This is a genomic window from Sedimentibacter sp. MB35-C1 (assembly GCF_030913635.1).
In the GTDB taxonomy this organism is placed as follows: Bacteria; Bacillota; Clostridia; order Tissierellales; family Sedimentibacteraceae; genus Sedimentibacter.
This window is the reverse complement of the sequence record NZ_CP133188.1, coordinates 1560410-1585623: the sequence shown is the minus strand read 5'-3', so window position 1 is coordinate 1585623 and position 25214 is coordinate 1560410. Positions and strand designations below refer to the sequence as shown.

Genomic DNA, 25214 nt, shown 5'->3' with positions numbered 1-25214 from the left:
ATCTAAAATAGTAAATCCATTACTTGTCTGATATTGTTAACAGGAATTAATTCCATGTTTTTTATATCCTTGATTGTATCATTGGATTCTGCGATTACGGCTCTTTCAAATCCCATTTTCTGCGCCTCAATCAAGCGTTTTTCAATGGAATTTACTCCCCTAATTTCTCCCGTAAGGCCTACTTCTCCTATTAAAATTGTTTTAAAATCTACAGGAACTTCCTTGAAACTTGAGGCAATAGCACAAAGTATCGCCAGATCGGCTGCCGGCTCTCTGAGCTGCAAGCCGCCTGTTACATTTATAAATGTATCAGAACTCTGAATTGCCAGTCCTGCTTTCTTCTCCAGCACCGCAATCAGCATTGCCGCCCTGTTCTTATCAATACCCGTGGTGACTCTGTTTGCAAAACCAGCCGGTGAATACGTAACAAGAGCCTGAATCTCTATAAGCACGGGGCGGGTTCCCTCCATTGCCGCAGTAACCACCGTTCCGTATGCATCAACAGGCCTGCCCTTTAAGAAAACCTCCGATGGATTTTCCACCTCAACAAGTCCCTTTTCTCTCATTTCAAAAATACCTATTTCGTTTGTTGAGCCAAAACGATTTTTAACAGATCTTAATATACGGTAGGCAAAATGCCTTTCACCCTCAAAATATAGAACAGTATCCACCATATGTTCCAAAACCCTGGGTCCGGCTATGGCACCTGATTTAGTAACATGCCCTACAATAAAAGTAGCCATGTTCCTTATCTTGGTCATTCGCATAACCATGGCGGTAACCTCTCTTACCTGGCTCACGCTTCCCGGCGCAGATACCGTATCTGGCGAATAAATGGTCTGTATGGAATCAAGTATCAAAAGGTCAGGCTCCTCTTTTTCCACTAATTCTTTTATAACATCAATGTTGGTCTCAGACAGCACGTAAAGCTCCCCGTCACACACTCCCAGCCTATCTGCTCTTATTTTTATCTGTTCTCCTGATTCTTCACCAGAAACATAAAGAACCTTCAGCTTCTGACTTGAGACATAGTCCGCAACCTGCAAAAGCAGTGTTGACTTACCTATGCCCGGATCACCGCCAACAAGTATAAGTGAGCTTCTTATTATTCCGCCGCCAAGCACTCTGTCCATCTCACGACTGCCGGTGGAATACCTTTCTTTTTTTGTTGAGGTTATATTCTGAATTCTTTCAACCTTTCCCTTGCTTATGCCCCTTTGATTTTTAGCACTGTTTTCTTTTGATTCCACTTCTTCTACAAAGGTGTTCCACTGTCCGCATGACGGACACTTGCCCAGCCATTTGGCAGTTTCGTAGCCGCATTCCTGGCAAACAAACTTTGTTTTTATTCTGGCCATACTTCACCTGCTTTCTTCTGTTATTAATAATATATCTCAAGGGATGTATCATGTCAATATATGAAGAAAATTTGCAGAATAATAATAATTTTTACTAAAATGTTTAGCATTTTTAAACTTTAAATCAAGCTATGTGCTTTCTTTTTTTGTAAAAATCACGATTTTGGATAATTTAATATTGACATTACAATTACAGGTATGTATAATAAAAATCGATTTAAAAGTTTAATAACTTTAAACTTTGTGTTTAATAATATAAACAAATAATGAGGTTTTTATGGATATCGGTGAAAATTTAAAAAGATTAAGAACTGCCAGTTCTCTAACTCAGCAGGAACTGGCCGACAGATGCGAGCTTACGAAGGGATACATATCTCAAATTGAAAGAGATTTGACATCACCCTCCATAGCAACACTGACAGATATACTTGAATGCCTGGGAACCGATTTAGGAAGCTTTTTTAACGAGGCGGTAGATCGGAAGATAGTATTTAAGGAAGAGGACATATTTGTCAAGGAGTCTGATAACAATTATAAAATTAACTGGATTATTCCCAATGCTCAGAAAAATAAAATGGAACCCATTCTTGTAGAGCTTGGAAGCCATTCAAAAACCAAGCCGGACGAACCGCATGAAGGAGAAGAATTCGGCTATGTTCTTTCAGGGAGCATAATGCTGAATTATGGAAATAAGACCTACAAGGTTAAGAAAGGCGAATCATTTTATATAAAGACAAACAAGACACATTTTATAGAAAACACGAGTAAAAACCCGGCGCGAATAATATGGGTTTGCACTCCGCCTAATTTTTAAATCAGGAGAAAAATATGGACAACGCTATTATCGAATTGAATAATATTACTAAAAAATATGATGGTGAGATAGTTCTTGATGATATTAACCTATCCGTTAAGAAAAATGAATTTGTAACCTTATTGGGTCCCAGCGGCTGCGGGAAAACCACAACTCTGAGAATTATAGGAGGTTTTGAAACACCTGATGAAGGTGATGTATTTTTTGACGGCCATCTGATTAACGACGTTCCTCCCTTTAAGAGGCAGCTGAACACCGTATTTCAGAAATACGCCTTATTTCCTCATCTGAATGTTTTTGAAAATATAGCTTTCGGCCTTAGAATAAAGAAAATGGATGAAAGACTTATAAACAGCAAAGTGGAAAAAATGCTGGGGTTATTTAATCTGAAGAATTACGGCAAAAGAAGAATCGATCAGCTGAGCGGAGGCCAGCAACAGCGTATTGCAATTGCCAGAGCTCTGGTTAACGAACCTAAGGTTCTTCTTCTTGATGAGCCTCTCGGTGCTCTTGATTTAAAGCTAAGAAAGGAAATGCAGCACGAACTAAAGGCTATGCAGAAACAAATAGGAATAACCTTTATTTATGTAACGCATGATCAGGAGGAAGCGCTGACAATGTCAGATACCATAGTTGTTATGAATGATGGCATAATACAACAGATGGGATCTCCCATAGACATCTATAACGAACCGGAGAATGCATTTGTGGCAGCCTTCATAGGAGAAAGCAACATAATTAGCGGAGTCATGCATGACGATTATCTTGTGGAGTTTTTAGGCAAAAAATTTGATTGCCTCGATTCAGGTTTCGGCAGAGGTGAAGAAGTTGACGTTGTAATCCGTCCCGAAGATTTAGACCTTACTCTCGAAGACAAAGGCAAACTTAACGGTACCGTCAACTCAGTCACATTCAAAGGTGTCCACTATGAAATGCGCATTATGGTTCAAGGTTACGAATTTCTGGTTCACTCCACAGATATGGCTCCGGCAGGTTCCACAGTTGGGCTGACCCTTACGCCAGACGATATTCACATAATGGAAAAGGGAGACTGATATGAAAAATAGGACAAAGTACTTTTCATACCCTTACCAGCTTTGGATGATAATATTTATAGTGTTCCCTAGCTTTTTGGTTCTGTTATACAGCATTACAACCAAGCAGTCAAACGGTCTTACAACCATACAGTTTACAGCAGAGAATTTCAGGAAATTTTTTGACCCCCTGTATATAAATATATTGTGGGACTCAATTTTTCTGGCCGCAGTTTCTACAGTCATATGTCTGTTGTTGGGATATCCAGCCGCATATATAATTTCAAGAGCTGATTTGTCCAAGAGAAGCACCCTATTGTTTCTCTGCATACTTCCAATGTGGATGAACATGCTTTTAAGAACCTATGCGTGGATGACCATACTTGGAAATAACGGAATTCTCAATAATTTTTTTGAACTCATAGGCCTACCTAGGGTAAACATGCTTTACACAAGAGGTGCAACCGTAATGGGCATGGTTTACAATTTTCTTCCATTTATGATACTTCCCGTATACACGGCGCTGAGCAAAATGGATTCCGGGATACTGGAAGCAGCAGATGACCTGGGAGCAAACAAGTATATAAAATTCAGAAAAGTTATATTTCCATTGAGCATGCCGGGAGTGATTTCGGGAATCGTAATGGTATTCATGCCTGCCGTAAGCACCTTTATTATACCGCAGCTGCTTGGAGGCAACAAAAACATGATGATTGGAAATCTTATAGAAAAACTGTTCATACTGAACGGTGACTGGAATTTTGGCTCCGCCATATCAATTGTAATGATGTTGATAATACTTATTTCCATGTCAATAATGAACAGATTTGATGTTGATAAGGAAGGGGGAGCAAGACTTTGGTAAAAAAATATTTGTCAAAAATCTATATGGGACTGATATTTTTGTTCCTTTACGCACCTATTATAGTGCTTGCCGTCTTTTCATTTAATGAATCTAAATCAAGAGGAAACTGGACAGGATTTTCACTAAAATGGTACGTTGAACTGTTTTATGACAAGGATATACGATCAGCGTTTTATTACACGATAACAATAGCGATAATTTCAGCTGTCATATCTACAATTCTGGGTGCAATAGCAGCAATCGGAATTAACGCCATAAACGGAAAGCTTAAATCATTGCTTCTGAACGTTAACTATCTTCCCGTTGTGAACCCGGACATAGTAACAGGTATATCGCTGATGATACTGTATATATCATTTAACATAAATTTCGGCTTTAATACCATGTTGATTTCACATATAGTATTCAGCACCCCATACGTAATTCTGTCAATACTTCCTAAGCTCAGGCAATTGGATGTGCACATGACAGAAGCAGCAATGGATTTGGGAGCAACCCCCATGTACGCTCTCAGAAAGGTTATAATTCCTGAAATAAAACCTGGAATTGTAGCAGGGTTTTTGATGGCATTCACACTGTCCATAGATGATTTTATAATAAGCTACTTTACAAAAGGAGAAGGCGTTACTAATCTTTCCATAGTAATTTACTCTATGGCAAGAAGAGGCGTCCGCCCAACAATTAATGCATTGTCCACAATAATGCTGGCAGTTGTATTACTGCTGATGATATTAATAAACAAAAAGTCCAACGGAGTAGAAAAATCCAAAAAACTACAAAAAGCGAGGTATAAGAGCTAAATGAAAAAAAGATTACTTCTAATTGCTTCGGTGCTGTGCTTGGTATTGATTGCCGCAGGATGCAGTTCCGAGAAAAAAGAAACATTGAATGTACTGAACTATGACATCTATATTGACAAAAACCTGCTGACTGAATTCGAAAAAGCTAACAACGTAAAAGTTGCATACGACACATATTCAACTCCCGAAGAAATGTATATAAAAGCAAAAGCAGGAGCATCAAACTATGACCTTATAATTTCAAGCGAATATATGATTGAGCGAATGATTAACGAAGGAATGGTTAATAAGCTGAATTTTGATAATATCCCCAATTCAAAATATATAAACGAAGCATTTAAAAACCAGCCCTACGATCCAAGCAACGAATATGCAGTCCCATACTTCTGGGGTACCCTTGGCATACTATACAACAAAAATACCGTAGATGCCTCTTCCGACAGCTGGGCAATGCTTTGGGACGAAAGCCACGAGCACCGAATCATAATGATGGATTCTCAAAGAGACGCCTTTGCAGCAGCATTGAAGCTACTGGGATATTCTCTGAATACTGTGGACGAAAAAGAGCTGGATGAAGCCAAAGAATTATTACTGAAGCAAAGGCCGCTTGTTATGACATACATAACAGACGGTGCCCCTGATATTATGATAAATGAAGAAGCTGATATGGCTTTGGTATGGTCCGGAGAAGCTGTTTCTGCAATGGCTGAAAATGAAAATCTTGACTTTGTAATTCCAAAGGAAGGAAGCAACATCTGGATTGATGCTATGTTCGTTCCGTCAACAGCAAAAAATCAGCCACTGGCAGAAAAATTCATTGACTTTTTATGTTCTACGGATGCTACGCTTAAAAACATCGACGAAGTATGGTACTCTACAGTCCATACTGAAGCAATAAAGCAGGTGGATCAAGAGTTGCTTGACAACCCGGCATTCAACATTCCTCAGGAAGATATAGAAAAAATGGAAATGTTCAGAGACCCTCAAGATTTTATAGAACTTTATACTGAAAGATGGACTGAACTGATGGCAGAATAACAGGCCATAAAATAAAATGAACACTTAAGAAATTTACCGATAATTCTTAAGTGTTTTTTTATTATTTAACAAATTATTGTTTCAAAAATGGACCTTTTATTTATTCCCACTTATTTAGACGATAAAATTCAGAAAAGGTTTTGAAATGTAAATATAAGGATATATTTACATATGGACGCGGGTATGGACGCGGGGACGTTTCATTCGTCTTTTTTTATGGACGCGGGGACGTTTCATTCGTCTTTTTTTAGCACCTTTTCAACAATTGACTTCCCCATGCCAAAAACTCTGCTTAATTGCCGAATACTTGTATTCTCCATGATATAAATATCCTTAATAATTGCTTTTTTCTTGTCAAAAGGCAATTCCGGCAAATTTATAACCTTATATTTATCAGTTATTATTTTTGTCAGCTTGTTATCCGTATTATGCTTTACTGTCTTTGCTTCAAGGCACTCATCATCATTGACTGTATTCATATATCTGCTGAATTCCTCAAATGTCCCAAAATAATTTTCAATTAATGTTCCATCTATTATTGTTTTTTGTCCATTGTAAAATAAATAATAAAATCCGTAACTGCTCCATTTATAATCTTTCACAGATGTTACAATTCTTGCCTTTACCGGATTTTGATGAATGTATCTTAATACCGTCACCAAGTACTCTTCAGTATTTACAGGCTCACTCATATATCTGTTCTGAAATAAATGACCTGTTCTATCGTGCTTTTTATTGTGCCATCCAACATAGCCTACCGTTATACGCTTAATGCTTGTTCCAATCTCCTCATATTCTTTCAGCAGCATATGAACATGGTTATCCATTAAGCAAAATCCAAGCACATTAAACTTACCCTTTTCCTTAGCTTTTTCAATGCTTTCCAGAAACTTTAACTTATCCTCATTATCTAAAAATATATCTCGTTTGTCAATTCCTCTCAGCATAATATGGTATATTCCGGTAATGCTTTTTACCCTTGCTTGTCTGGGCATACGGCACCTCTTTTTATTATATATATTTTTATTTATTATGCTTAATTCTTCATTATAGTTTAATACTATTATAGCATTTATTATTACAGGGTCAATTAATAATTTCCATAAAAAACCAAGACATATAAAACGTCCCCATGTCTGCCCATTTACAACACAAAGTATGGATGGATACCTTATAAAATGCCACAAATAGAAGTTTTTTATTAATTTTAAAATTACACATATAAAAAAATCACATGACAATCATGTGATTTTTTTGCGATTATTAAATCATCTATACTTTGCTGACTGAGACTAAATCTCAATTCGCTTATACTTACTGTTCGTTGCTTACTTCTGATTCTTTTATATTTAACAAGTGAATTGCGGTTGTTGCGGTAACTGTAATTAATGCTGCCAATACTAAAAATGCCATATGTACTTCCTCCCTTTCATGTACTCATTATATATATTCCCTTTTATATAATTCTAAAACATAAACCTTTTGATTTCCTTAATATTTTAAAATAATATTACATTTTCTCACTATAATAACTTCTCTGACCTGTCCTGCAAGCCACCGTACGGCAGGCAATAGAACTTGGCTGTCTGAACGGCAGCAAAACAGGCAGGCCTTATAAAACCTTAAATGTCACAATACGCTTATACTAAAACAAATCACAGTATTTGCAACCCTTGCATATTTCAATTTTGCCTTCAAAAATTTTCTTTATAATTTCCAATGTATTAAGCGCTTCTTTATCCTTTTTATCTATCTTTGATTCGTGTATTATTATCTTCTTAGGAGACACGCTTAACAATAAATTTATTACCGTCTCGTCGTATGTCATCTTGCTGTCAAGCTCCGCAGAAAATTCCGCATTATTATCAAAATATGTTATTTTTTTCATATTTTTATCGTAGATCTGAAGTTTTTGGTCACTGAAGATTACATTAGCCACATCATATTCTCCCTCTTCCGCATCGGATATGAGTTTTATGATGCTTATAAAGTCCATGTATTCTTTTTTCATAAGGTAGCTGTCAATACATCTTTCAACTACCTGCGCGGCATATAGCTTAATAAATTTCAGCCTAAAGTTAATGAATCCGTTCAAATTTATTATGTTTGATCTTTCAAGTATTTCTTTAAACTTATTTTTTACGATGAGCTGAATTTTAATATCGTTGTGAATTTCATCCTCAATATCAGCAATAATGGCTGATACTTCTTCTTCATCAAAATAAAAATAACTTTCCTTTAAAAGATTTATACTTTCGAGCTTTGTATACTCAATCAACAGCTTCGTTACTCTTCCAGTTATTTTTTCAATGTAATTCTTTTTACTAGCTTTGTTATCCGTGAAATATCTTATTCTTATATTTCCCTCATCTGTAGATGATATTTCTATATTTATATCACTTTCATCCAAATTTGTGATAATCTTAATATTATTAAACACTTCATGATTTTCATTTTCATTTAACTCTAATGATAAAAGCTCCACTCAGTCACTCCTCTCTTCAAGGGAGGTTAAATTATTGGTATCAGAGATCCCAAATCTATTATTTGCCCATTTGAAGCTTCATCATATACATATCCTGCTGACTGGATAAATTTTTTTAATGTGATTAAAATATTCTTATCAGGAATTTTACCTGTTAATAAGAAAATCTTTTCATTAATTAAACCTGCACAGCCTCCTATAAATCCGTGATTATAGCCCTCAAGAAGAACCAGCTCAGGGTTTATATACATACAGTCTATATTATATGATTTGAGTTTTTCATGTATCAGTATGTCTGATGTCAAAGCTTTGGTGTCACTTACTGCTGAAGTCGAACATTTTGTGTATCCCTGATTAACATGAATGAATTCAATGTCTGCTTCTTCCAAATAATACTTTAATACCTGGTCTGTATGCTTAGTGTTGTGCACAGCATATCTCCCTATTCTTGCTACATTATATGCGATATCCTCGGGATAGTTTCTACATAGAGTTTTTCCACCTTTAATAACTTTTATTCCTTTGTCCTTTAAAACATTTCTGTAATAGTCGTAAACGTTGGGAGCAATCACAAAAGTTTCATAATCCACAGGATGAATTACCATGTCGGGATGTCCGTTCACAGGTTCCTGTAAATCATCACATTTTAGTGTCTTGATAGGTTCTATCTTCAATTTTTTTAAATAATTAATTATTTCATCCCCTGCTCTGTAGTCAATAAGCACATAGCGAGGCTTTTTATTAGGAATAAATGGATTCATAAAAGCTCCTGTATATAAATTTGTAAGCAATTATACCATTTTGCAATTATCAACTCAACTTTCAGGATAAAAAATATTGAAGCTATGGTTATGATACCTTATTTTTTTAAAAAAAATTCAGGAAATGATAAATAGAAAGATGTGCCCTATGTCTCACACGCACTTATTAACAGAAATCTTGAAATGTTATTCATTAATTAGTATAAACTTTAGTTCAAGCTCTTAAATTGTAAACCGCTTATTTTCAATAAAAAATCGTATCTATTTTTTTGTGAATCCTGAAATTTTTCATCTCGTGTATGTAAAGTGATAGTTTTTGAAAATTAGTTTCTTTATTTTTTGTATAATAATACATATTTTATCAGTGCAATTATTATTTATTTCAACAGTCTGCGCACAGCATACTATGTACCTGTAATATTTTTGTTACGGCTTTTCTTTAAACTGAGGGAATTACTGCATTTTGCAGCTGAACGTAATAGATGCCTGCAAGTCACAATCTTTTTTAATTTCTGTTGTTTGAAATAAAATAAAGCCGCTGAAAAATCAGAAGCTTTATCAATTAAAATTTTAATTAAATATTTTTCAATTATCTGCATTAAAAAAATATACTTGAGTCACGAACAGATTCTATTAGGTCGTACTTTTTGAAATTTTTTGTTCCTTTCTTTTTTGCAGCATATATACCAGAGCTATAAGCACTATCCCTATAGCAACAAAATGAACCTTAGTCAACACTAAAAACAGACCTCCTGCTGCAAATAAAACTTTTTCAATAATTGACATACGAGTTTTGAAAAAACCAGTTAAGGCAATTGCTATACATGTAATTCCCACAAGTGCCGTAGCTATATCGAATATAAGCAATAATGGTGTCGTATTTATCATAAGCAAACGAGGGCTGTGAACAAATATATACGGTATCAGGAATGCGGCTATAGCTAGACGCGTTGCCTGTACGCCCGTACTCATTGGTTCGGATTTCGCAATACCTGACGCTGCAACTGCTGCCAGACAAACAGGAGGAGTAACGTCTGCTATAATTCCGAAATAGAATACAAACATATGTGCCGGTATAACATCAACGCCCAGCAGAAGTAATGCGGGAGCCGCTATAGTGGATGTAATAACATAGTTCGCAGTAGTTGGAACACCAATTCCCAGAATCAGTGAAGTTATCATTGTAAAAAACAGTGTCATAAATAAATTTCCCTTTGCCAGACCTACAATTACCGATCCCATTTTAAGCCCAAGCCCCGTTTGTGTTACAACACCTATTATTATTCCGGCGCATGCACATGCCGCCACAACTGTAAGTGCACTTTTCGCACCTTTTATCAACCCTTCTACAATATCCTTAAAGGACATTCTTGTGTCCTTCGTAAACGATGAACATATAAGCGTGGAAACAATTGCTCCTAGAGCAGCTCTTATAGGAGAGAAGCCCTGTATTAACAGGTACATAACTACAATTATAGGAATTATCAGATGGCCTCTTGTTTTCATTACGTGACCGATTTTTGGAATCTGGTCTTTTGGCAATCCCATCAAATTTAATTTTTTTGCTTCAAAATGCACTCCTGCCCACACGCCAAAGTAATACAGAAGCGCAGGTATGGCAGCAGCCTTTATTATAGTAAAATATGGCGTGTTTGTTATTTCCGCCATAAGAAATGCAGCCGCACCCATAATCGGAGGCATCAACTGTCCCCCTGTTGATGCTGTAGCTTCAACAGCTCCGGAAAACTCGTTTCTGTATCCAAGCCTTTTCATCATAGGTATGGTGAAGCTCCCCGTTCCTACAACATTTGCAACCGAACTTCCAGATAAAGTTCCCATGCAGCCACTGGATATTACTGCCACTTTTGCAGGCCCCCCGGGAGAGCTCCCTGAAACAGAGTTTGCCAAATTTATAAAAAATTCTCCCATTCCGGTCTTTTCAAGATATGCTCCAAAAAGCAAAAACATAAAAATAAATGTAGAAGAAACACCTATTGGAAGTCCCATGATACCTTCTGTCGTAAAAAATATATGCTGGGCAAAATTATTCAGACTGACTCCTCTATGTGCAAGTTTGCCTGGGATATACGGTCCTAAAAATGCATATATGATAAATAAAACAGAGATAATAACCATTGGAAGCCCTATTACCCTTCGGGCAGCTTCCAACACCAAAAATACCGCCATAAGCCCTATTATCATATCTGTATCAGTAATCCTACCGGCCCTGTAAACCAAATCTTTATAAAACACAACAACATAGAAGCATACAATAACTACAACTACAGCAGTAATAATGTCCATAGGATGAAGTTTATCCTTGGGCCATTTCTTGCTTGCCGGATAAAGTAAAAATATTAATGATAATCCAAAAGCAAGATGAATTGATCTCAATATCATAGGTTCCATGCCCAGAAAAATTGCTGTATACAATTGAAAAAGAGAAAAGCCCAAAAGCATCATTGAAATAATTTTATTTGCATTTCCCGACAGAACTCTAAAATCTGATCCCTTATCGTACTTCCTGAGAATCTGATCGACTTCTTCCTGGCTTACTTCTTCATCTATGTCTTTAACAATATCATTGCCTATTTTTTCAGTCACATTTTTTCCTCCTTTACTAGTATGGATTGCTTAATAACGACATTAAATATTTCATTACTGAATCATCATGCGAATAAATAGTAATTGAGCAGTTTTTTTCTTTTAATATATTTGTTAACTCATACTTCATATCGCCTATTTGGAGCCAATGCTCCGGAATAGGCGATATAATCATGTTTATTTCTTTAAAAACAGAGTCTGTATAAAGAATGAATTTATCATCTTTAATTTCAAAATCGTTCTTGTCTGCTAAAAATGGCAGGCCAACACCAAAAGATTCGTATACTGTTTTTTCCAGCACAATTTCATTATCCGCATTTACACGGAAGAATTCTTCAGCAGGAGTCTTCATAACAGAATGCATGTATCCTAAGGAGAAGCTATCGTCCTTCAGATAAAATTCTGTCTTTTCTCCTGTTGTATTGTTCTGAATAACCAGCAGTTTGTTTTTGCCCACACCAAGTATGCTTATAATGCACAAAAAAGCTACTGCAAGCAGCAATCCAACAATTACAAATCCACTCTTTGTTTTTTTCAAACTGACTCATTCCCTGCTATAATTTATTTTATACCTTGCTCATCAAAGTATTTTTGAGCTCCAGGATGTAAGGTTATTCCTATTCCGTCCAGAGCTGTATCCATAGTTATGTCTTTTCCTACATTATGTGCCGCAGTAATTCTGTCACCGTTTTCATATATGGATTTAACCATGCCGTATGCCAATTCATCATCCAGGTTAGCATTTACTGCAAGCATTGCTCTTACAGACAGTGATTGAACGTCATCAGCCTGACCCTTGTATGTTCCTGCAGGAATTATAAATTCAGTGTAGAACGGGTATGTCTCCATAAGATTTTTAGCTACTTCTCCGTCTATGGGAACAACAAATACATCATTCTGAGTTGATAAATCAACTATTGCTGCTGTTGGTACTCCGGCAACCAAGAATGCTGCATCTAGCTGTTTATCCTTGAGTCCGGTTGAAGCTTCAGAGAAGGACAGGAATTTCGGATCAAAATCTTCTTCAAAGTCAAGCCCAGCTGCTGCTATGATTTGTCTTGCATTCGCTTCAACACCACTTCCTATCGCTCCAACAGCTACTCTCTTACCCTTTAAATCAGCAACTGTTTTTATACTTTCGTCAGTTGTTACCAATTGCAGGGGTTCGCTGTACAATGTACATAAACCTCTTATGTCGGGATAAGGTTCCCCTTCAAATAAAACTGTGCCTGTTTCAGCATAAGAAGCAATGTCATTTTGTATTATTACTACTTCAACATTTCCTTCTTTCAGTAAGTTAACGTTTGCTACAGATGCGCCGGTACTTGTTGCCGTTGCATTGATGCCTGCTATGTCTTTATTCCAGATTTCAGCGAATGCACCGCCGAGAGGGAAGTATGTACCTGCCGTACCGCCTGTTCCGATATTTATGAATGTCTGCTTAGCCGATGTTGAAGGTTCTTCCCCGGTATCAGAATTAGTATCTGTTCCACATCCGGTTAAACCTGCAATTAAAAAAACTACTAACAATAGACTTAAGAAAACTGTTGTTCTTTTTTTCATTGTACTCTCCTCCATATATTTTTAAGCATTTAGCTTTAGAGTATTATAAAGACAAACATCAAAAAAATACAAAAATAACTACGAAAAATACAAACCTTTTCCCAAATTGAACTAGCTATTTATTAACAGGCCATCTATAAATTTTTTAATATTTATTTTACCTCCGAATTTATTTTTTCCTCTTATCATATCCATCTGTGTTTTTACATCCTCAAAATTAAAAAGACTGTTGGAGTACATTATAAATATATCATTCATATAGTCTTCTATTCCAAGGTAGGCTATATTTGTCAAACCTTTAGATACTGCACGTCTGATTCTTTGCTCCATGTTTTTTGAATTAGGGCTCAGTATTTTGCATAAATCCTTAATGTTTAAATCAGACATAGTTTTATCATTTACAATAAGGTAATTGCAGATTGCCAATATTTCTTTTTCCCCTTTTTCTCCGGTCATTCCCAATCTGTTTAATATAAGCTGTATTTTTTTTATTCTAGTGTCCGCAGGTATTTTTACCGCGTTTGAACTGCCGTCCTTGTATATTAAACTTTGAATATTATTAAGCGTCTTCTTATAATTAATTTTTTCCACAATATTCCTTATAACATTACTTACTTCTATCACATTTATGGGTTTATTGATAAAAAAGTCTATACCTTCCGAGTATGCCTTGCTGATCATACTTTTAGAAGATACTTGAGATATCATTATAAATGCAGGTCTTTCACTTTTATCCTTAAATTCTTTTGCAAGAGATATTCCGTCTTTTTCCGGCATTAGTAAATCAGCCAAAACAATATCCGGCTCAAGAGCAGTAATTTCCGACAGTCCCTTATTTCCATCGAGGGCATAACCGCACACAATGCCCAAATCGTTATCCTCTATAATATTTCCAAGCATTTTTACAACTGTAATATCATCATCAATAATGTATATTCTCATTGCTTACCTCCATATTGGCCAATGGTATTTTAATTGTAAATTCTGTTCCTGAATTAATTTTGGATGTCACATCTATGGTACCTTTGAAGTAGCTTTCTACTAAGTTTTTTACGTGGTAAAGACCTATCCCCCTGTTGACATCTCCTGTATTATAATCGAATTTTGTAGAAAACCCCGGATTATAAATATATTTCAAATTCTCGGGAGATATTCCCTCACCGCTGTCACCTACAGTAAAAATATGATTTTTTTTATCTGATTTATGATAAATCTTAATAAAATTATTTTTTTTCGAAAAGTCAATTGATTCCATTGAATTGTTAACAAGATTTCTTAATATCGACATCAATTGAAAATGGTTTTTAGTTGAAAAATTGGCTTCGTACTTAAAATCAAGATATAAATTGTCATTTTCATTCAATCTGCACACGCTTTCCTTAAGTATATAGAAAATATCCTTAATGCTCATTTCGGAAAGCTGAAACTCTTCGATAAGAGTATTTTCTAATCCCTTTATCACTCTAATATAATCTTTCTTTATTTCATGAATATCCTTCGTAATATTTAAGGAAAGGTCTTTAATATAATCATCATGTTCAGGCTGTAAAACCTTTTCATACAAAATATAAGAGTTGCTCATAATATGCTCTATGGCCTCAGAGTTTTTTTTCATAAGATAAATTTCGCTTTTCAAATCAGAAGTAAGCAAAATCAAATTTTGATACCTTATTTCGTGCTCCTCCCTGGTTAGCAATATTTTGTAATTTCTTATAATTGCCAAAATCACCATAGCTAGAAAGGCCCTTGTCACTGCTATAAAAAATAATATAATTAAATTCCTGTGATTGACAACATTGTTTGATATACTCATTCTCAAAAACACTTCAATAATGTTGGAAAAAAAATCACATGTCAATATCAAAAAAAACATTTTTGGCAGTGAATTGTTTGGTATCCGTTTGTTTAAGCTAAACATTATTCCGTAGATTATATAAAAAAGAGAACCCGGAAATACGATAAATGCAGCCTGTACTAACTCCATCCCGCTAACTAAAAGCACAAAAATTCTGACGATGAACACTATTAAAGCTGTTAACAGGGATGCATGAATGCTGCTTATGTCGTCATAAGTAATAAGGAAAACCGGAAAGATTATAACTGCCGTCGATATTCTGAACCCATCAATGGCAAAGTTTAAGTAGAATTGCGAAGTAGCTGTAATAACAATTGCAAAAACCAGCATTCTTTGTCTTTTTTTCATTAGCTCCCCCCTAAGCTTTACAATAGTTTATAACATTATATAATAATATAGGGCTGTTAACAAATATTTTTTATATATTAATGATGTTTTATGAATAATTTATTTACAAACAAAATGGATTTGCACCAATTTGGTTTTGGTACAAATCCTATTATTTTTTTATATTATTAAGAATACTTTCTGAATCACAATTCCTTTTAAATGGAATTTTGTTTATATTAAAGCATAGCTACTCCTGTATCTCTTGCTGCTTGCGCAACTGCCTTTGCAACTGCCGGCCTTACTCTCTTATCAAATGGCATGGGTATAATATAGTCTTCCCTAAGTTCATCGTCTGTAATAAGTTCTGAAAGGGCTTTGGCAGCTGCCAATTTCATTTCTTCATTTATAGTTGTTGCTCGAACGTCAAATGTTCCTCTGAATATTCCCGGGAATGCAAGCACGTTATTTATCTGATTTGGATAATCGCTTCTTCCGGTTCCCACGACTCTAGCCCCGGCTTTTTTAGCCAAGTCAGGATCTATTTCAGGTACTGGGTTTGCCATTGCAAATATAATTGCATCCTTCTTCATACTTTTAACCATTTCTTCTGTAACGATATTTGCCTGTGATACGCCTATAAATACATCGGCGCTATTTAATGCAGCAGCTAGATCACCCTGTCTTTTATCCTTGTTAGTAATCTCTGCCAGTTCTTCCTTCGCCCAATTCATTCCTTTTTCTCTGCCCTTGAAAATTATACCTGATCTGTCTACCAAGAGCATATCCTTGACTCCAACATTAAGTATTATTTTTGCTATGGCAATGCCGGCTGCTCCTGAACCGTTAATTACCACTGTCAGGTCTTCCATTTTCTTGCCTGTCAGCCTTAGAGCATTCATCAGCCCTGCCAGCACTATTATTGCTGTGCCGTGCTGATCGTCATGGAATACCGGAATTGACAATCTGTCTTTCAGCTTATTTTCTATTTCAAAGCACCTTGGTGCAGAAATATCCTCTAAATTGATTCCGCCGAATACAGGTTCAATCATTTCCACTATTTTTACTATTTCATCAGGCTCCTTAGTTTTAACGCAAATTGGGAATGAATCTACTCCGCCGAATTCTTTAAAAAGCACTGATTTACCCTCCATAACAGGTATAGCTGCATATGGACCTATATCACCCAACCCGAGAACTGCTGTACCGTCTGAAACTACAGCAACCAAGTTTCCTTTTGAAGTGTAGTCATAAACACTATCAATATCCTCAGCTATTTCCTTGCAGGGCTCAGCAACGCCTGGAGTATATGCTAAGCTTAAAGAAACCTTGTCAGTGACAGGCACCTTGCTCATTATATTTAACTTACCTTGATTGTCCTTATGCAATTTTAATGCATCATCTCTTAATGACATAATTTAATTCCTTTCTTATATTTTTTTATATTTTTCTTTTCCAATTTTATATAAATCATTACCTTTATTATCAATTATTACTGTAACCGGAAAATTCTCGACTTTTAATTTATAAATTGCTTCGGCTCCCAAATCGGGAAATGCTATTACCTCAGCTTCCTTAATAGCCTCAGCAAGAAGTGCTCCTGCACCGCCTATAGCAGCAAAGTAAACACAGTTGTTCTTTATTATAGAATCAATAACCTGCTGGTTTCTGAGACCTTTTCCTATCATTCCTTTTAACCCATGCTCCATCAACAACGGTGCATATGCGTCCATTCTGCCGCTAGTTGTAGGCCCTGCAGAACCAATTGCCTGTCCTGGCTTTGCAGGGCATGGACCTACGTAATAAATGGTCTGGTTTTTAATATCCATAGGAAGCTTTTCTCCCTTGTTTATCAACTCAGCCAGTCTTTTATGCGCAGCATCACGGCCTGTATATATAATTCCGTTCAATAAAACTCTATCGCCTGCTTTTAAATCATTTACCACTTCATCTGTTAGCGGAGTATTTACTATTTTAGACATGCTCAACCTCCTATAAAATCGCTTCTTGATGCCTTGCCACATGACACTGAATGTTAATAGCCACAGGCATGCTGGCTATGTGAGCAGGAAACGTTTCAATATGTACAGCAAGTGCTGTGCTTCTTCCACCGAACCCCTGCGGGCCAATACCCAGATTGTTGATTTCTTCAAGCAATTCTTCCTCCAATTTTGCCACCTGAGGATTTGAATTGTGTTCGCCTACGGTTCTCAATAGAGCTTGCTTAGCAATTAATGTAGTCTTCTCTATCGTTCCGCCTATTCCTATGCCCACTATAATAGGAGGGCATGGATTTGAACCAGCTTTTTCAACAGAATCAATAACGAATTTCTTAATTCCTTTTACTCCGTCTGAAGGCTTAAGCATTGCCAGTGCACTCATGTTCTCACTTCCGCCGCCCTTGGGCGCAAGTATAATTTTAACCTTTTCCCCTGGAACTATTTTGGTATGCACTATTGCAGGTGTATTGTCACCTGTATTTTTTCTTACCATAAAAGGATCGTTAACGGCTGACTTTCTTAAAAAGCCGTTTTTGTATCCTCTTCTTACTCCTTCATCAATAGCCTCGCTTAAATCTCCACCAACCAGCCTTACTTCCTGACCAAGCTCCAAAAAAATTACTGCAAGTCCTGTGTCCTGACAAATTGGAACATTATTTGTTCTTGCAATCTCCTGATTTTTCAATATATCCTTCAAAATATCCATTGCCAGCGGAGACTCTTCCTTATCCAGCGCATGCTCTAAAGCCTTCTTAACATCCTGCGGAAGATAATAATTTGATTCTATACACAGCCTTTCAACCAGTTTGGTTATTTCTTCAACATTGATTTCTCTCATCTTGCACTTCCTTCCGGTTATAATATTGTAATATTACAACTCTCCTGTACTTATTGTCAATAATACAGGAGAGAAATATATAAATACTTACTAATATGCTAACGCAGGTTCTTTAACATCCCAAAATTAAACCACACTGTTTTCAAGTATGGAAAAACTTTTCGTATCGCAGTCTATCTCGGCCATTGCTCCGTAAGGGAGTACCATCATCGGTTGAGTATGCCCGAAGTTCATGTTGTACATCACTGGAAGATCATTTAGCTCAGATTCATTCAGCACCTTTTGTATTGACGCCTTGTATTCTTCGTAATATTTATTATCGTACGGCTTACCCCATATAATACCTTTAATCTTGCTTAGCACACCCTGAGCTGCGTAGTTCCTCAGCCAGTATTCTATATATTTCGGCTCTGGCATTTCCTCTGATGTTTCAATAAACAAAATAGCATCATCCCAAAAGTTATTTTCCGGCCAGACAGATGTCTGCTTAGCCATTTCCAGCACTTCAATGCATCCTCCTATTAACCTGCCTTTTACTGTACCCCTGCCCTGAAGCAGTTCATAGCCGGTATTGCTGCTAAGTTTTCTTGCAGTAAACCTGTTTTCCTCAATCCACGGCAAATACTCACTAGTCCAATACTCAGAGCTTTCAATTTCTCCGATTCTATCATTGCTGAATAACACTTTATTGATATATTTTACGGTGTAATCATGCATATTAATATTTTCAGCAAATTCGTTCAATACGGAAGCTCCATAAAAAGATGACAGTCCTGCTTTCAGGCATATTAGATGAGTTATGGTAGTATCAGAATACCCCATGAAAATTTTTGGGTTGCTTCTTATTATTTCAAAATCAATATATGGCAGCATTCGTATACTGTCATTTCCGCCTATACATGAAAATATTGCCTTAATTGAATCATCTGCAAAAGCGTTCATCAAATCCTCTGCTCTCTTTTGAGGATTATTATATATAAACTCTGACCCTTTTAGAGTGTTCGGCATTTCAATAACTTTCAATCCGAATAAAGTCTCCAACCGTTCCTTTCCCTGATTGTATCTCCATAAAGTCTCCTCGTCACCTGCTCATCCCCAAGAGAGACTCAACGTTGCTACCTTATCGCCCTTATTAAGCTTCCTTGGTTTGATTAAACTTAAGCTCATTTTGCTTTACCTCCTGCAGTTTATTTATAAACCAATTATGTTTTGCACAATCCTTGTTATTAATTTTCTCCATTTTATTATTTTGGTAAACCCTACTTGACAAAAATTCTGTTAATTGCTGCCATTTTCTGTATTATACTTTATAGCACAGCATATTTCAATCTGAAATACTATTGTAAGCATACAAAAAAAAGCCCGCTAAAAAGCGAGCTTCCTTAAAACTATATTCATTTGTGCACCGTATATTCTTTTGTTAAATTTCTCTTTTAATTATGTGTTTTTATATATATGCCATTTCTAATATTGGCTGTTAAAACCCTCCGCAAACTTTTTAATATTACTATGCTGTATGTCTGACTTATCGGAGGTTATCTTGGAAACCTTCTTAACGATTACTTTCTCCATAAAGTTCATTTTATTAAAAATAAATTCTCCACCGAAATGCTTTACTGTTTTTGATTTGTTAATGAGCTCAGAAGGAAAGTTTTCTTTTATTTCCTTTTCAAGCATATCACCTTCTTGCATACCACAGATAAATAATCCTGTTTCTTTGCTCAACAGTACATCAAGATTCCTGTTAATAAAATCTGTTACTTCTTTTTGGATTCTTCCCATGTAGACGGAGCCTCCTATTATGACTCTGTCAAATTTTGAAAGATCAACACTGGTTTTTTCTTTTAAATTTACGATTTCAATTTTGCCTTTCAGCTCATTTGATAATTCCAATGCACATTTTTGTGCACAGCCGTACTTTGTTGCATAAGCTATTAAAGTATTCATATTCCCTCCATTATTTATTTAATGCATCCTCTATGGATTTTAGATATGCTTTGCTGGTTACCGTTCCTCCAGACACTGTATCAACGGTTGTATTTTGTTTTTCGATGACCCTTTGAAACAGCAGTCTGCTTACTTCTTCATTTGCAAATTTTACATCTTCTTCTATCTCTATTTTTGTAATTTTGCGATTTTCTACAGTTACATTCAATTCATTGCACCATCTTCCGAAATCAAAACTTCCTTTATAAACTCCGTCCTCTGCTTCAGACAAATCCACAGAATTAATGCTTACATTCAGCACTTCCTCCAAACCGCGGCTTAAATAAAAAACACCTGCCATACCGACAATAACAATCAAAAGAATTGTAAATCCTAAGATTTTGAATGCCTTCATTTGCTTCTCCCCTCTAAATTTTAATTACAACATCTTCTATAAAGCAATCTATCAGTCTCTGTTTTTGGTTATCATCTATATCCTTTTCAATTATTAATTTGCAAATCAGTCCAATGGCAGAAGACACAATAACTTGTGCTTTTAACTCCGCTTGTTCATCATCTATATCATGAACTTCCTTTAAGCTTTTGCAAAGAACCATCAGTGCATTCTTTTCTTTTGAAGCTCCCCTATACATATAGGATGTGTGCTTGGTAACCTGCGAAGATTGATCCATATGTGCTGCTAAAAATTCATCGGACATTTTCAATGCTTCTTCTATGTAATTTTTCATCATTTTTTTCAACTTTTCTATGGGAGTTAAATTTTCATTATACGTTTTAGAAACAGCATTGACTATTTTCGTATAGCCGCTTTTCATAACATTGTTCAATATTTCATCTTTATCTTTAAAATAGTGGTATATAATTGACGGTGAATATTCTATTTTCCCCGCAATCTTACGAATTGAAAGCTTGTCAAAGCCTTCTTCCGCAATAATATCTTTGGCAGTTGAAATTATTAATTCCTTCATTGCCTCAATTTCTCTTTCTCTTCTTGTATACATTCTAGCTCCTTTTGAACAGCGTTATATTTTCGAACACTGTTCAATAAAAGATTATCATTATTATAACCGTTTGTCAATTGTTTTTCTGTATGCTTTATAATATTTTTAAATCCATGGTAGCAATTTTCCCAAATTTTATGTATAGTAAGATAGAAAGAGGTGAATGACTTAATGAAGTTTAATAATATAATTGAGAGAAATACATTTATAAAAGATATACCCGTCATACTGCTCACTCCAAAAGACGGATTAAAGAAGCATCCCACAGTATTGTTTTATCATGGCTGGAGTTCAGATGCAGAAAAACAAAAGTTTAGAGGGTTTATTCTATGCAGCCTTGGATATCAGGTTATAATCCCATGTTCCATTTACCATGGAACACGAAATCCAATAGATTATAATAATGCACCTAATGCAATAAATTATTTTTGGAATGTTATACTAAAAAATCTTGAGGAATTTGACATTATAATCGATGAAGCAATAAAGAATTTTGAAGCCGATCCTGACAGAATAGGATTAATAGGAAATTCAATGGGCGGCTTTACGTCAGCAGGAATATTTTCAAAAAATAAGAACATAAAAGCTGCTGTTATTCTTAATGGCTCATGCAGCTGGAATTATTACAACGAAATGTTTCTTGAACGCTTTAAAAGCAAAGATTGGCACATCGGAGCCAAAGAGCAAGAAAAAATAGATGCTCTCGACCCTTTAAATAATATAGATAATATTAAAGATAGACCAATGCTTTTATTGCACGGAGATAGTGACACCATCGTTTTCGTAGAAACGCAAAAAGAATTCTATAAAAAAGCTCTTCCTCTATATAATGACAAAGAAAAGTTGAATTTTATCGAATATCATAATCTAAATCATTTTGTAACCACAAACATGATGGAAGAAGCAGGTTCATGGTTCGATAAATATTTGTAATACATAAAAGCGCTAAGTGTTTAGGCCTGTTTAGCTGAAATACCTATACAGCACTTTAGTAAATTCGGGGATATTTTTCTGTATTGATTGCATTGCATTGTTTCTTTCGTTTTCAATTTCCCGGGTAATGCATTCACCGGAATAATTGAGCATTTCAACCGCTGTCTTCTTTATTCCTGTTTTGTAATAAAACATGTCAGCTATTATGTTTAATGCCTCCTTGTTATTAATTAATGCAAAGGATGTAAAAATACAGAACCCCATATTTTCAAGCAAAAATATTTGTCTGTACATCAATTCTAAATCATCCACATCCTTAAATTCCTCGAAAAATTTATCAACAGAAATATTAAACTTCTTTTCCTCACTTATTACCGGCTTAGTTACCAATAACTTTAGAGCCGGATTTTCTTTATATAGATTATATATACCAATTGTCTTAGAGCCTATTATTTTCCCAAGAATTGAGTTCTCTTCAATTTCATGCAATAAATTGTATATCTCGCTTTTCGAGGGCTTCATATTAGTTGCTTTAAAATATATGTTAGTACTGAATACAAATTCTGTTGAATCTATCCCTAATTCAAAAGCTTTAGTGTTTATTTTTTTAGCAAATGAAATATCCTCCATATCATAACAGTGCTGTAAAGCCGCACTCACTTCGCTCTCAGCAGGAGCAGAAAATGCTTCTTCATTATTCCTGCAATGTCTGTTCAGGCATCCAACCACACACAGGGGCGAGCAGGTCTTATTTATTTTTTTGTAGCTTGATTTGTTTGTTTTTACCCCAGATGAAGCAGCACTTTCTTTAACTTCGGGTATATTATTCTTATTCTTTAATAATTTGATTAATGTTATTGAACCATTTCCCGGCAAAGCCTGGCCGCAAATTGGATTATCAATTATTATCCTGGATAATTTTTTACTTTCTATTGAAAATTTATGTTTGTCAAAACATTTGTTTTCAAAATATTTATCATTATTAATCACCACAGCCTTTAAATTTTTGCTGCCCCAAATGTCTCCAAATCCATTTCTGGAACAATAATACTGAGGATAGCCTTCAGGGTATGTACCAAACAGTGTAGATATAGGCATCATAACATCTGCTGCAGGGCCTGTACCTATAATGGCACAGTCATTTCCGAAGCTAGATTTTATTTTAGATATTATATTTGAAACATAGCTTTCATCAGCATTGATATTTCTTATTTCTACCTTATCCTTTTCTATATAAATTACTGTGTTATTATCTTTCGCCTTTCCTTTAATGACCAGACACTCAATACCGGCTGAAGCAAGTTTTTGTGGAAAATCTCCTGTCATATTCATTACTTGCAGACCTAGTCCCTTACCTTTGCGTGTTGCCAAGGTTATTCTTCCGGAACTTGGAGCTGTTGTTCCGGTAAACAGCCCTACAGTAAACACTATTACATTGTCATCATCAAATCTGTCTGTTAAAGGCGCGGTATGTTTATTGGTCAAATATGCAGCAAGCCCTCTTCCATGGTGTTTTATTTCATTGATGTTATACTCTTCGTAAGAAATACTTTTATCGGTTAAGTCTACATAGCAGATTCTACTCATATTTAGCTCCTTTATTTGTTTTTGAAATATTTATAAGCTTCTATCAACCTCAAACTGTATTCATTTTCGGCTGTTTCATAAAAGCCATTAAATTCTTTATTCTCTAATAGATTTCCATCCTTAATTACTGCAATTTTGTCCCAATATCCCTTATAGAAGTCTATTTCGTGCAATATGGAAATTAAAATAATTTTCTTATCTTCTTTAATTTTGTTGAGCAGCTCATATATTTCTTCACTGCTTTTTTCGTCCAGCATTGATGTGCATTCATCGGCTATTATAATATCCGGATTTGTAATCAAAGAACGAGCTATACAAAGCTTTTGTCTTTGGCCTCCGCTGAGTACTTCAACCTTATCATCCAAATAATTTAACAGATTTTTATCTACGTACGTGAGAGCTTCTTCTATGGATATATGCTCATATTTATTTCTTTTGCAAATAGCCGTTGTTTCTTTTAGTGTTTTTAATATTGTATAATTGCTTTCTAAAGCACTGTACGGATCCTGAAATATATATTGAATTTTTGCACATTGGCTAAATGGTCTATGCTTTAATTCTTTAAGTTCTTTATTGTTTAACAGAATCTGTCCGCTATCTTGCTTTTCTAATCCTGTAATAATCTTTGCCAGTGTAGTTTTTCCGCTGCCGCTTTCTCCTATTATCGCAGTACTTTCGCCAAAGGAAAAATTCATGCTGATATTATTTAAAACTTGTTTGTTTACATATTTTTTATTTAAATTTATAACCTTAAGCATTTTATCACTTCTCATAGTTTTATTACTCTGTCGCAGAGCTTCATCAGGAAATCATAATTGTGCGAAACCATTAAAATTGAAGTTTGACTTCTGATTTTATTCAAAAATTCAGTTATTATCTTTGTAGTAATTAAATCCAGTGCCGAAGAAGGCTCATCTAACACCAGCAGCTTTGGCTTTTTTAACAGGCAAAGTATTATTGCAGATCTTTGCTTTTGCCCTCCGCTCATCATATAAGGATAATATTTTAGTAAACTCCTTTCTAATGAAAGATCTTCCAGCATTCTATGTATTTCATCTTCTTCATAGCGAATATTATTGCTGCTTAATACCAGCTGTATGTGATTCTTTAAAGTTATTTTAGGGTTTAATGCATCTTGGCAGAACTGAGGGCAATAGCTTAAATAATTATATTTTTCCTCTCCGATGCTTTTTAAATCCTTATGAAACAATTCAGCCTTTGCATAGGATATTTTACCGGCAAACCCTATTCCAAACAATGAATCCAGCAAGGAGGTCTTGCCACAGCCGCTGTTTCCGCTTAAACCTACAAATTCCTTATCTCTAATTTCTATATTTTTATATGTAATAACTTTGTTGCCATTATAAGCAATACTATAATCCTTTAGTTCTAACATCAATATTC

The 25214-nt window shown here is 35.3% G+C and carries 24 protein-coding genes and 1 pseudogene; 6 read left to right on the top strand and 19 right to left on the bottom strand.

What is annotated here, in order from left to right; translation table 11 throughout:
• Positions 1 to 2: 2 nt before the first annotated feature.
• Positions 3 to 1358, bottom strand: coding sequence for a DNA repair protein RadA (radA, locus tag RBQ61_RS07510; protein WP_213925328.1), 1356 nt, complete (start codon positions 1356 to 1358; stop codon positions 3 to 5).
• A gap of 277 nt (positions 1359 to 1635) precedes the next feature.
• Between radA and RBQ61_RS07505 the strand changes: the two genes are divergently transcribed.
• From RBQ61_RS07505 to RBQ61_RS07485, 5 genes are read left to right on the top strand one after another with little or no spacing between them, the layout of a single operon-like run.
• Complete coding sequence (locus RBQ61_RS07505) at positions 1636 to 2172, top strand: helix-turn-helix domain-containing protein (RefSeq protein WP_308139869.1); 537 nt, start codon at positions 1636 to 1638, stop codon at positions 2170 to 2172.
• A 14-nt stretch (positions 2173 to 2186) separates the two neighbouring features.
• Positions 2187 to 3227 (top strand): spermidine/putrescine ABC transporter ATP-binding protein, encoded by a 1041-nt coding sequence (gene potA / locus RBQ61_RS07500; RefSeq protein ID WP_308139868.1) that lies wholly within the window; start codon positions 2187 to 2189, stop codon positions 3225 to 3227.
• A 1-nt stretch (position 3228) separates the two neighbouring features.
• Positions 3229 to 4071 carry an ABC transporter permease gene (locus RBQ61_RS07495; RefSeq protein ID WP_308139867.1) on the top strand — a complete coding sequence of 281 codons (843 nt, stop codon included), beginning with the start codon at positions 3229 to 3231 and terminating at the stop codon, positions 4069 to 4071.
• Positions 4065 to 4871, top strand: coding sequence for an ABC transporter permease (locus RBQ61_RS07490; RefSeq protein WP_308139866.1), 807 nt, complete (start codon positions 4065 to 4067; stop codon positions 4869 to 4871). The genes RBQ61_RS07495 and RBQ61_RS07490 overlap by 7 nt, the downstream gene beginning before the upstream one ends.
• Positions 4872 to 5909, top strand: coding sequence for a PotD/PotF family extracellular solute-binding protein (locus RBQ61_RS07485; RefSeq protein ID WP_308139865.1), 1038 nt, complete (start codon positions 4872 to 4874; stop codon positions 5907 to 5909).
• 233 nt (positions 5910 to 6142) lie between these two features.
• On the opposite strand, the gene RBQ61_RS07480 is transcribed toward RBQ61_RS07485, so the two are convergent.
• The 15 genes and pseudogenes from RBQ61_RS07480 to RBQ61_RS07410 form a co-directional block, all read right to left on the bottom strand.
• Complete coding sequence (locus RBQ61_RS07480) at positions 6143 to 6904, bottom strand: transposase (RefSeq protein WP_308139864.1); 762 nt, start codon at positions 6902 to 6904, stop codon at positions 6143 to 6145.
• 650 nt (positions 6905 to 7554) lie between these two features.
• The gene (gene ytxC / locus RBQ61_RS07475) at positions 7555 to 8394 is read right to left on the bottom strand and encodes a sporulation protein YtxC (protein ID WP_308139863.1); all 840 of its coding nucleotides are present in this window, start codon (positions 8392 to 8394) and stop codon (positions 7555 to 7557) included.
• A 26-nt stretch (positions 8395 to 8420) separates the two neighbouring features.
• Positions 8421 to 9155, bottom strand: coding sequence for a DUF6873 family GME fold protein (locus RBQ61_RS07470; RefSeq protein ID WP_308139862.1), 735 nt, complete (start codon positions 9153 to 9155; stop codon positions 8421 to 8423).
• Positions 9156 to 9788: 633 nt separating this feature from the next.
• A complete protein-coding gene (locus tag RBQ61_RS07465; protein ID WP_308139861.1) occupies positions 9789 to 11759 on the bottom strand; it encodes a TRAP transporter permease in 1971 nt (656 codons plus the stop codon).
• 16 nt (positions 11760 to 11775) lie between these two features.
• A complete protein-coding gene (locus tag RBQ61_RS07460) occupies positions 11776 to 12297 on the bottom strand; it encodes a DUF1850 domain-containing protein (protein WP_308139860.1) in 522 nt (173 codons plus the stop codon).
• A gap of 23 nt (positions 12298 to 12320) precedes the next feature.
• Entirely contained in the window at positions 12321 to 13322 is a 1002-nt protein-coding gene (locus RBQ61_RS07455) for a TAXI family TRAP transporter solute-binding subunit (protein ID WP_308139859.1), read from the bottom strand.
• Between the two features lie 111 nt (positions 13323 to 13433).
• Positions 13434 to 14264 (bottom strand): DNA-binding domain-containing protein, encoded by an 831-nt coding sequence (locus RBQ61_RS07450; RefSeq protein WP_308139858.1) that lies wholly within the window; start codon positions 14262 to 14264, stop codon positions 13434 to 13436.
• Positions 14245 to 15525, bottom strand: a complete 1281-nt coding sequence (locus RBQ61_RS07445) for a HAMP domain-containing sensor histidine kinase (protein ID WP_308139857.1) — start codon at positions 15523 to 15525, stop codon at positions 14245 to 14247. The genes RBQ61_RS07450 and RBQ61_RS07445 overlap by 20 nt, the downstream gene beginning before the upstream one ends.
• Before the next feature lie 218 nt (positions 15526 to 15743).
• Positions 15744 to 16919, bottom strand: coding sequence for an NADP-dependent malic enzyme (locus RBQ61_RS07440; protein WP_308139856.1), 1176 nt, complete (start codon positions 16917 to 16919; stop codon positions 15744 to 15746).
• Between the two features lie 15 nt (positions 16920 to 16934).
• Positions 16935 to 17486, bottom strand: coding sequence for a Fe-S-containing hydro-lyase (locus tag RBQ61_RS07435; RefSeq protein WP_308139855.1), 552 nt, complete (start codon positions 17484 to 17486; stop codon positions 16935 to 16937).
• Positions 17487 to 17496: 10 nt separating this feature from the next.
• Positions 17497 to 18342 (bottom strand): fumarate hydratase, encoded by an 846-nt coding sequence (locus RBQ61_RS07430; protein WP_213925346.1) that lies wholly within the window; start codon positions 18340 to 18342, stop codon positions 17497 to 17499.
• Positions 18343 to 18468: 126 nt separating this feature from the next.
• Positions 18469 to 19509: pseudogene (locus RBQ61_RS07425) on the bottom strand (S66 peptidase family protein).
• A 297-nt stretch (positions 19510 to 19806) separates the two neighbouring features.
• Positions 19807 to 20289, bottom strand: coding sequence for a flavodoxin domain-containing protein (locus tag RBQ61_RS07420; RefSeq protein WP_308139854.1), 483 nt, complete (start codon positions 20287 to 20289; stop codon positions 19807 to 19809).
• Between the two features lie 10 nt (positions 20290 to 20299).
• Positions 20300 to 20683, bottom strand: a complete 384-nt coding sequence (locus tag RBQ61_RS07415; protein ID WP_308139853.1) for an FMN-binding protein — start codon at positions 20681 to 20683, stop codon at positions 20300 to 20302.
• A 13-nt stretch (positions 20684 to 20696) separates the two neighbouring features.
• Positions 20697 to 21290, bottom strand: coding sequence for a TetR/AcrR family transcriptional regulator (locus tag RBQ61_RS07410; RefSeq protein ID WP_308139852.1), 594 nt, complete (start codon positions 21288 to 21290; stop codon positions 20697 to 20699).
• Between the two features lie 171 nt (positions 21291 to 21461).
• On the opposite strand from RBQ61_RS07410, the gene RBQ61_RS07405 reads away from it, so the two are divergent.
• Complete coding sequence (locus RBQ61_RS07405) at positions 21462 to 22223, top strand: S9 family peptidase (protein WP_308139851.1); 762 nt, start codon at positions 21462 to 21464, stop codon at positions 22221 to 22223.
• 30 nt (positions 22224 to 22253) lie between these two features.
• Here RBQ61_RS07405 and RBQ61_RS07400 read toward each other — a convergent pair whose 3' ends face one another.
• From RBQ61_RS07400 to RBQ61_RS07390, 3 genes are read right to left on the bottom strand one after another with little or no spacing between them, the layout of a single operon-like run.
• Positions 22254 to 23810 carry an aldehyde ferredoxin oxidoreductase N-terminal domain-containing protein gene (locus RBQ61_RS07400; RefSeq protein ID WP_308139850.1) on the bottom strand — a complete coding sequence of 519 codons (1557 nt, stop codon included), beginning with the start codon at positions 23808 to 23810 and terminating at the stop codon, positions 22254 to 22256.
• 11 nt (positions 23811 to 23821) lie between these two features.
• Complete coding sequence (locus RBQ61_RS07395; RefSeq protein WP_308139849.1) at positions 23822 to 24583, bottom strand: ABC transporter ATP-binding protein; 762 nt, start codon at positions 24581 to 24583, stop codon at positions 23822 to 23824.
• Positions 24580 to 25206 carry an ATP-binding cassette domain-containing protein gene (locus tag RBQ61_RS07390; RefSeq protein ID WP_308139848.1) on the bottom strand — a complete coding sequence of 209 codons (627 nt, stop codon included), beginning with the start codon at positions 25204 to 25206 and terminating at the stop codon, positions 24580 to 24582. The genes RBQ61_RS07395 and RBQ61_RS07390 overlap by 4 nt, the downstream gene beginning before the upstream one ends.
• Between the last annotated feature and the right edge of the window lie 8 nt (positions 25207 to 25214).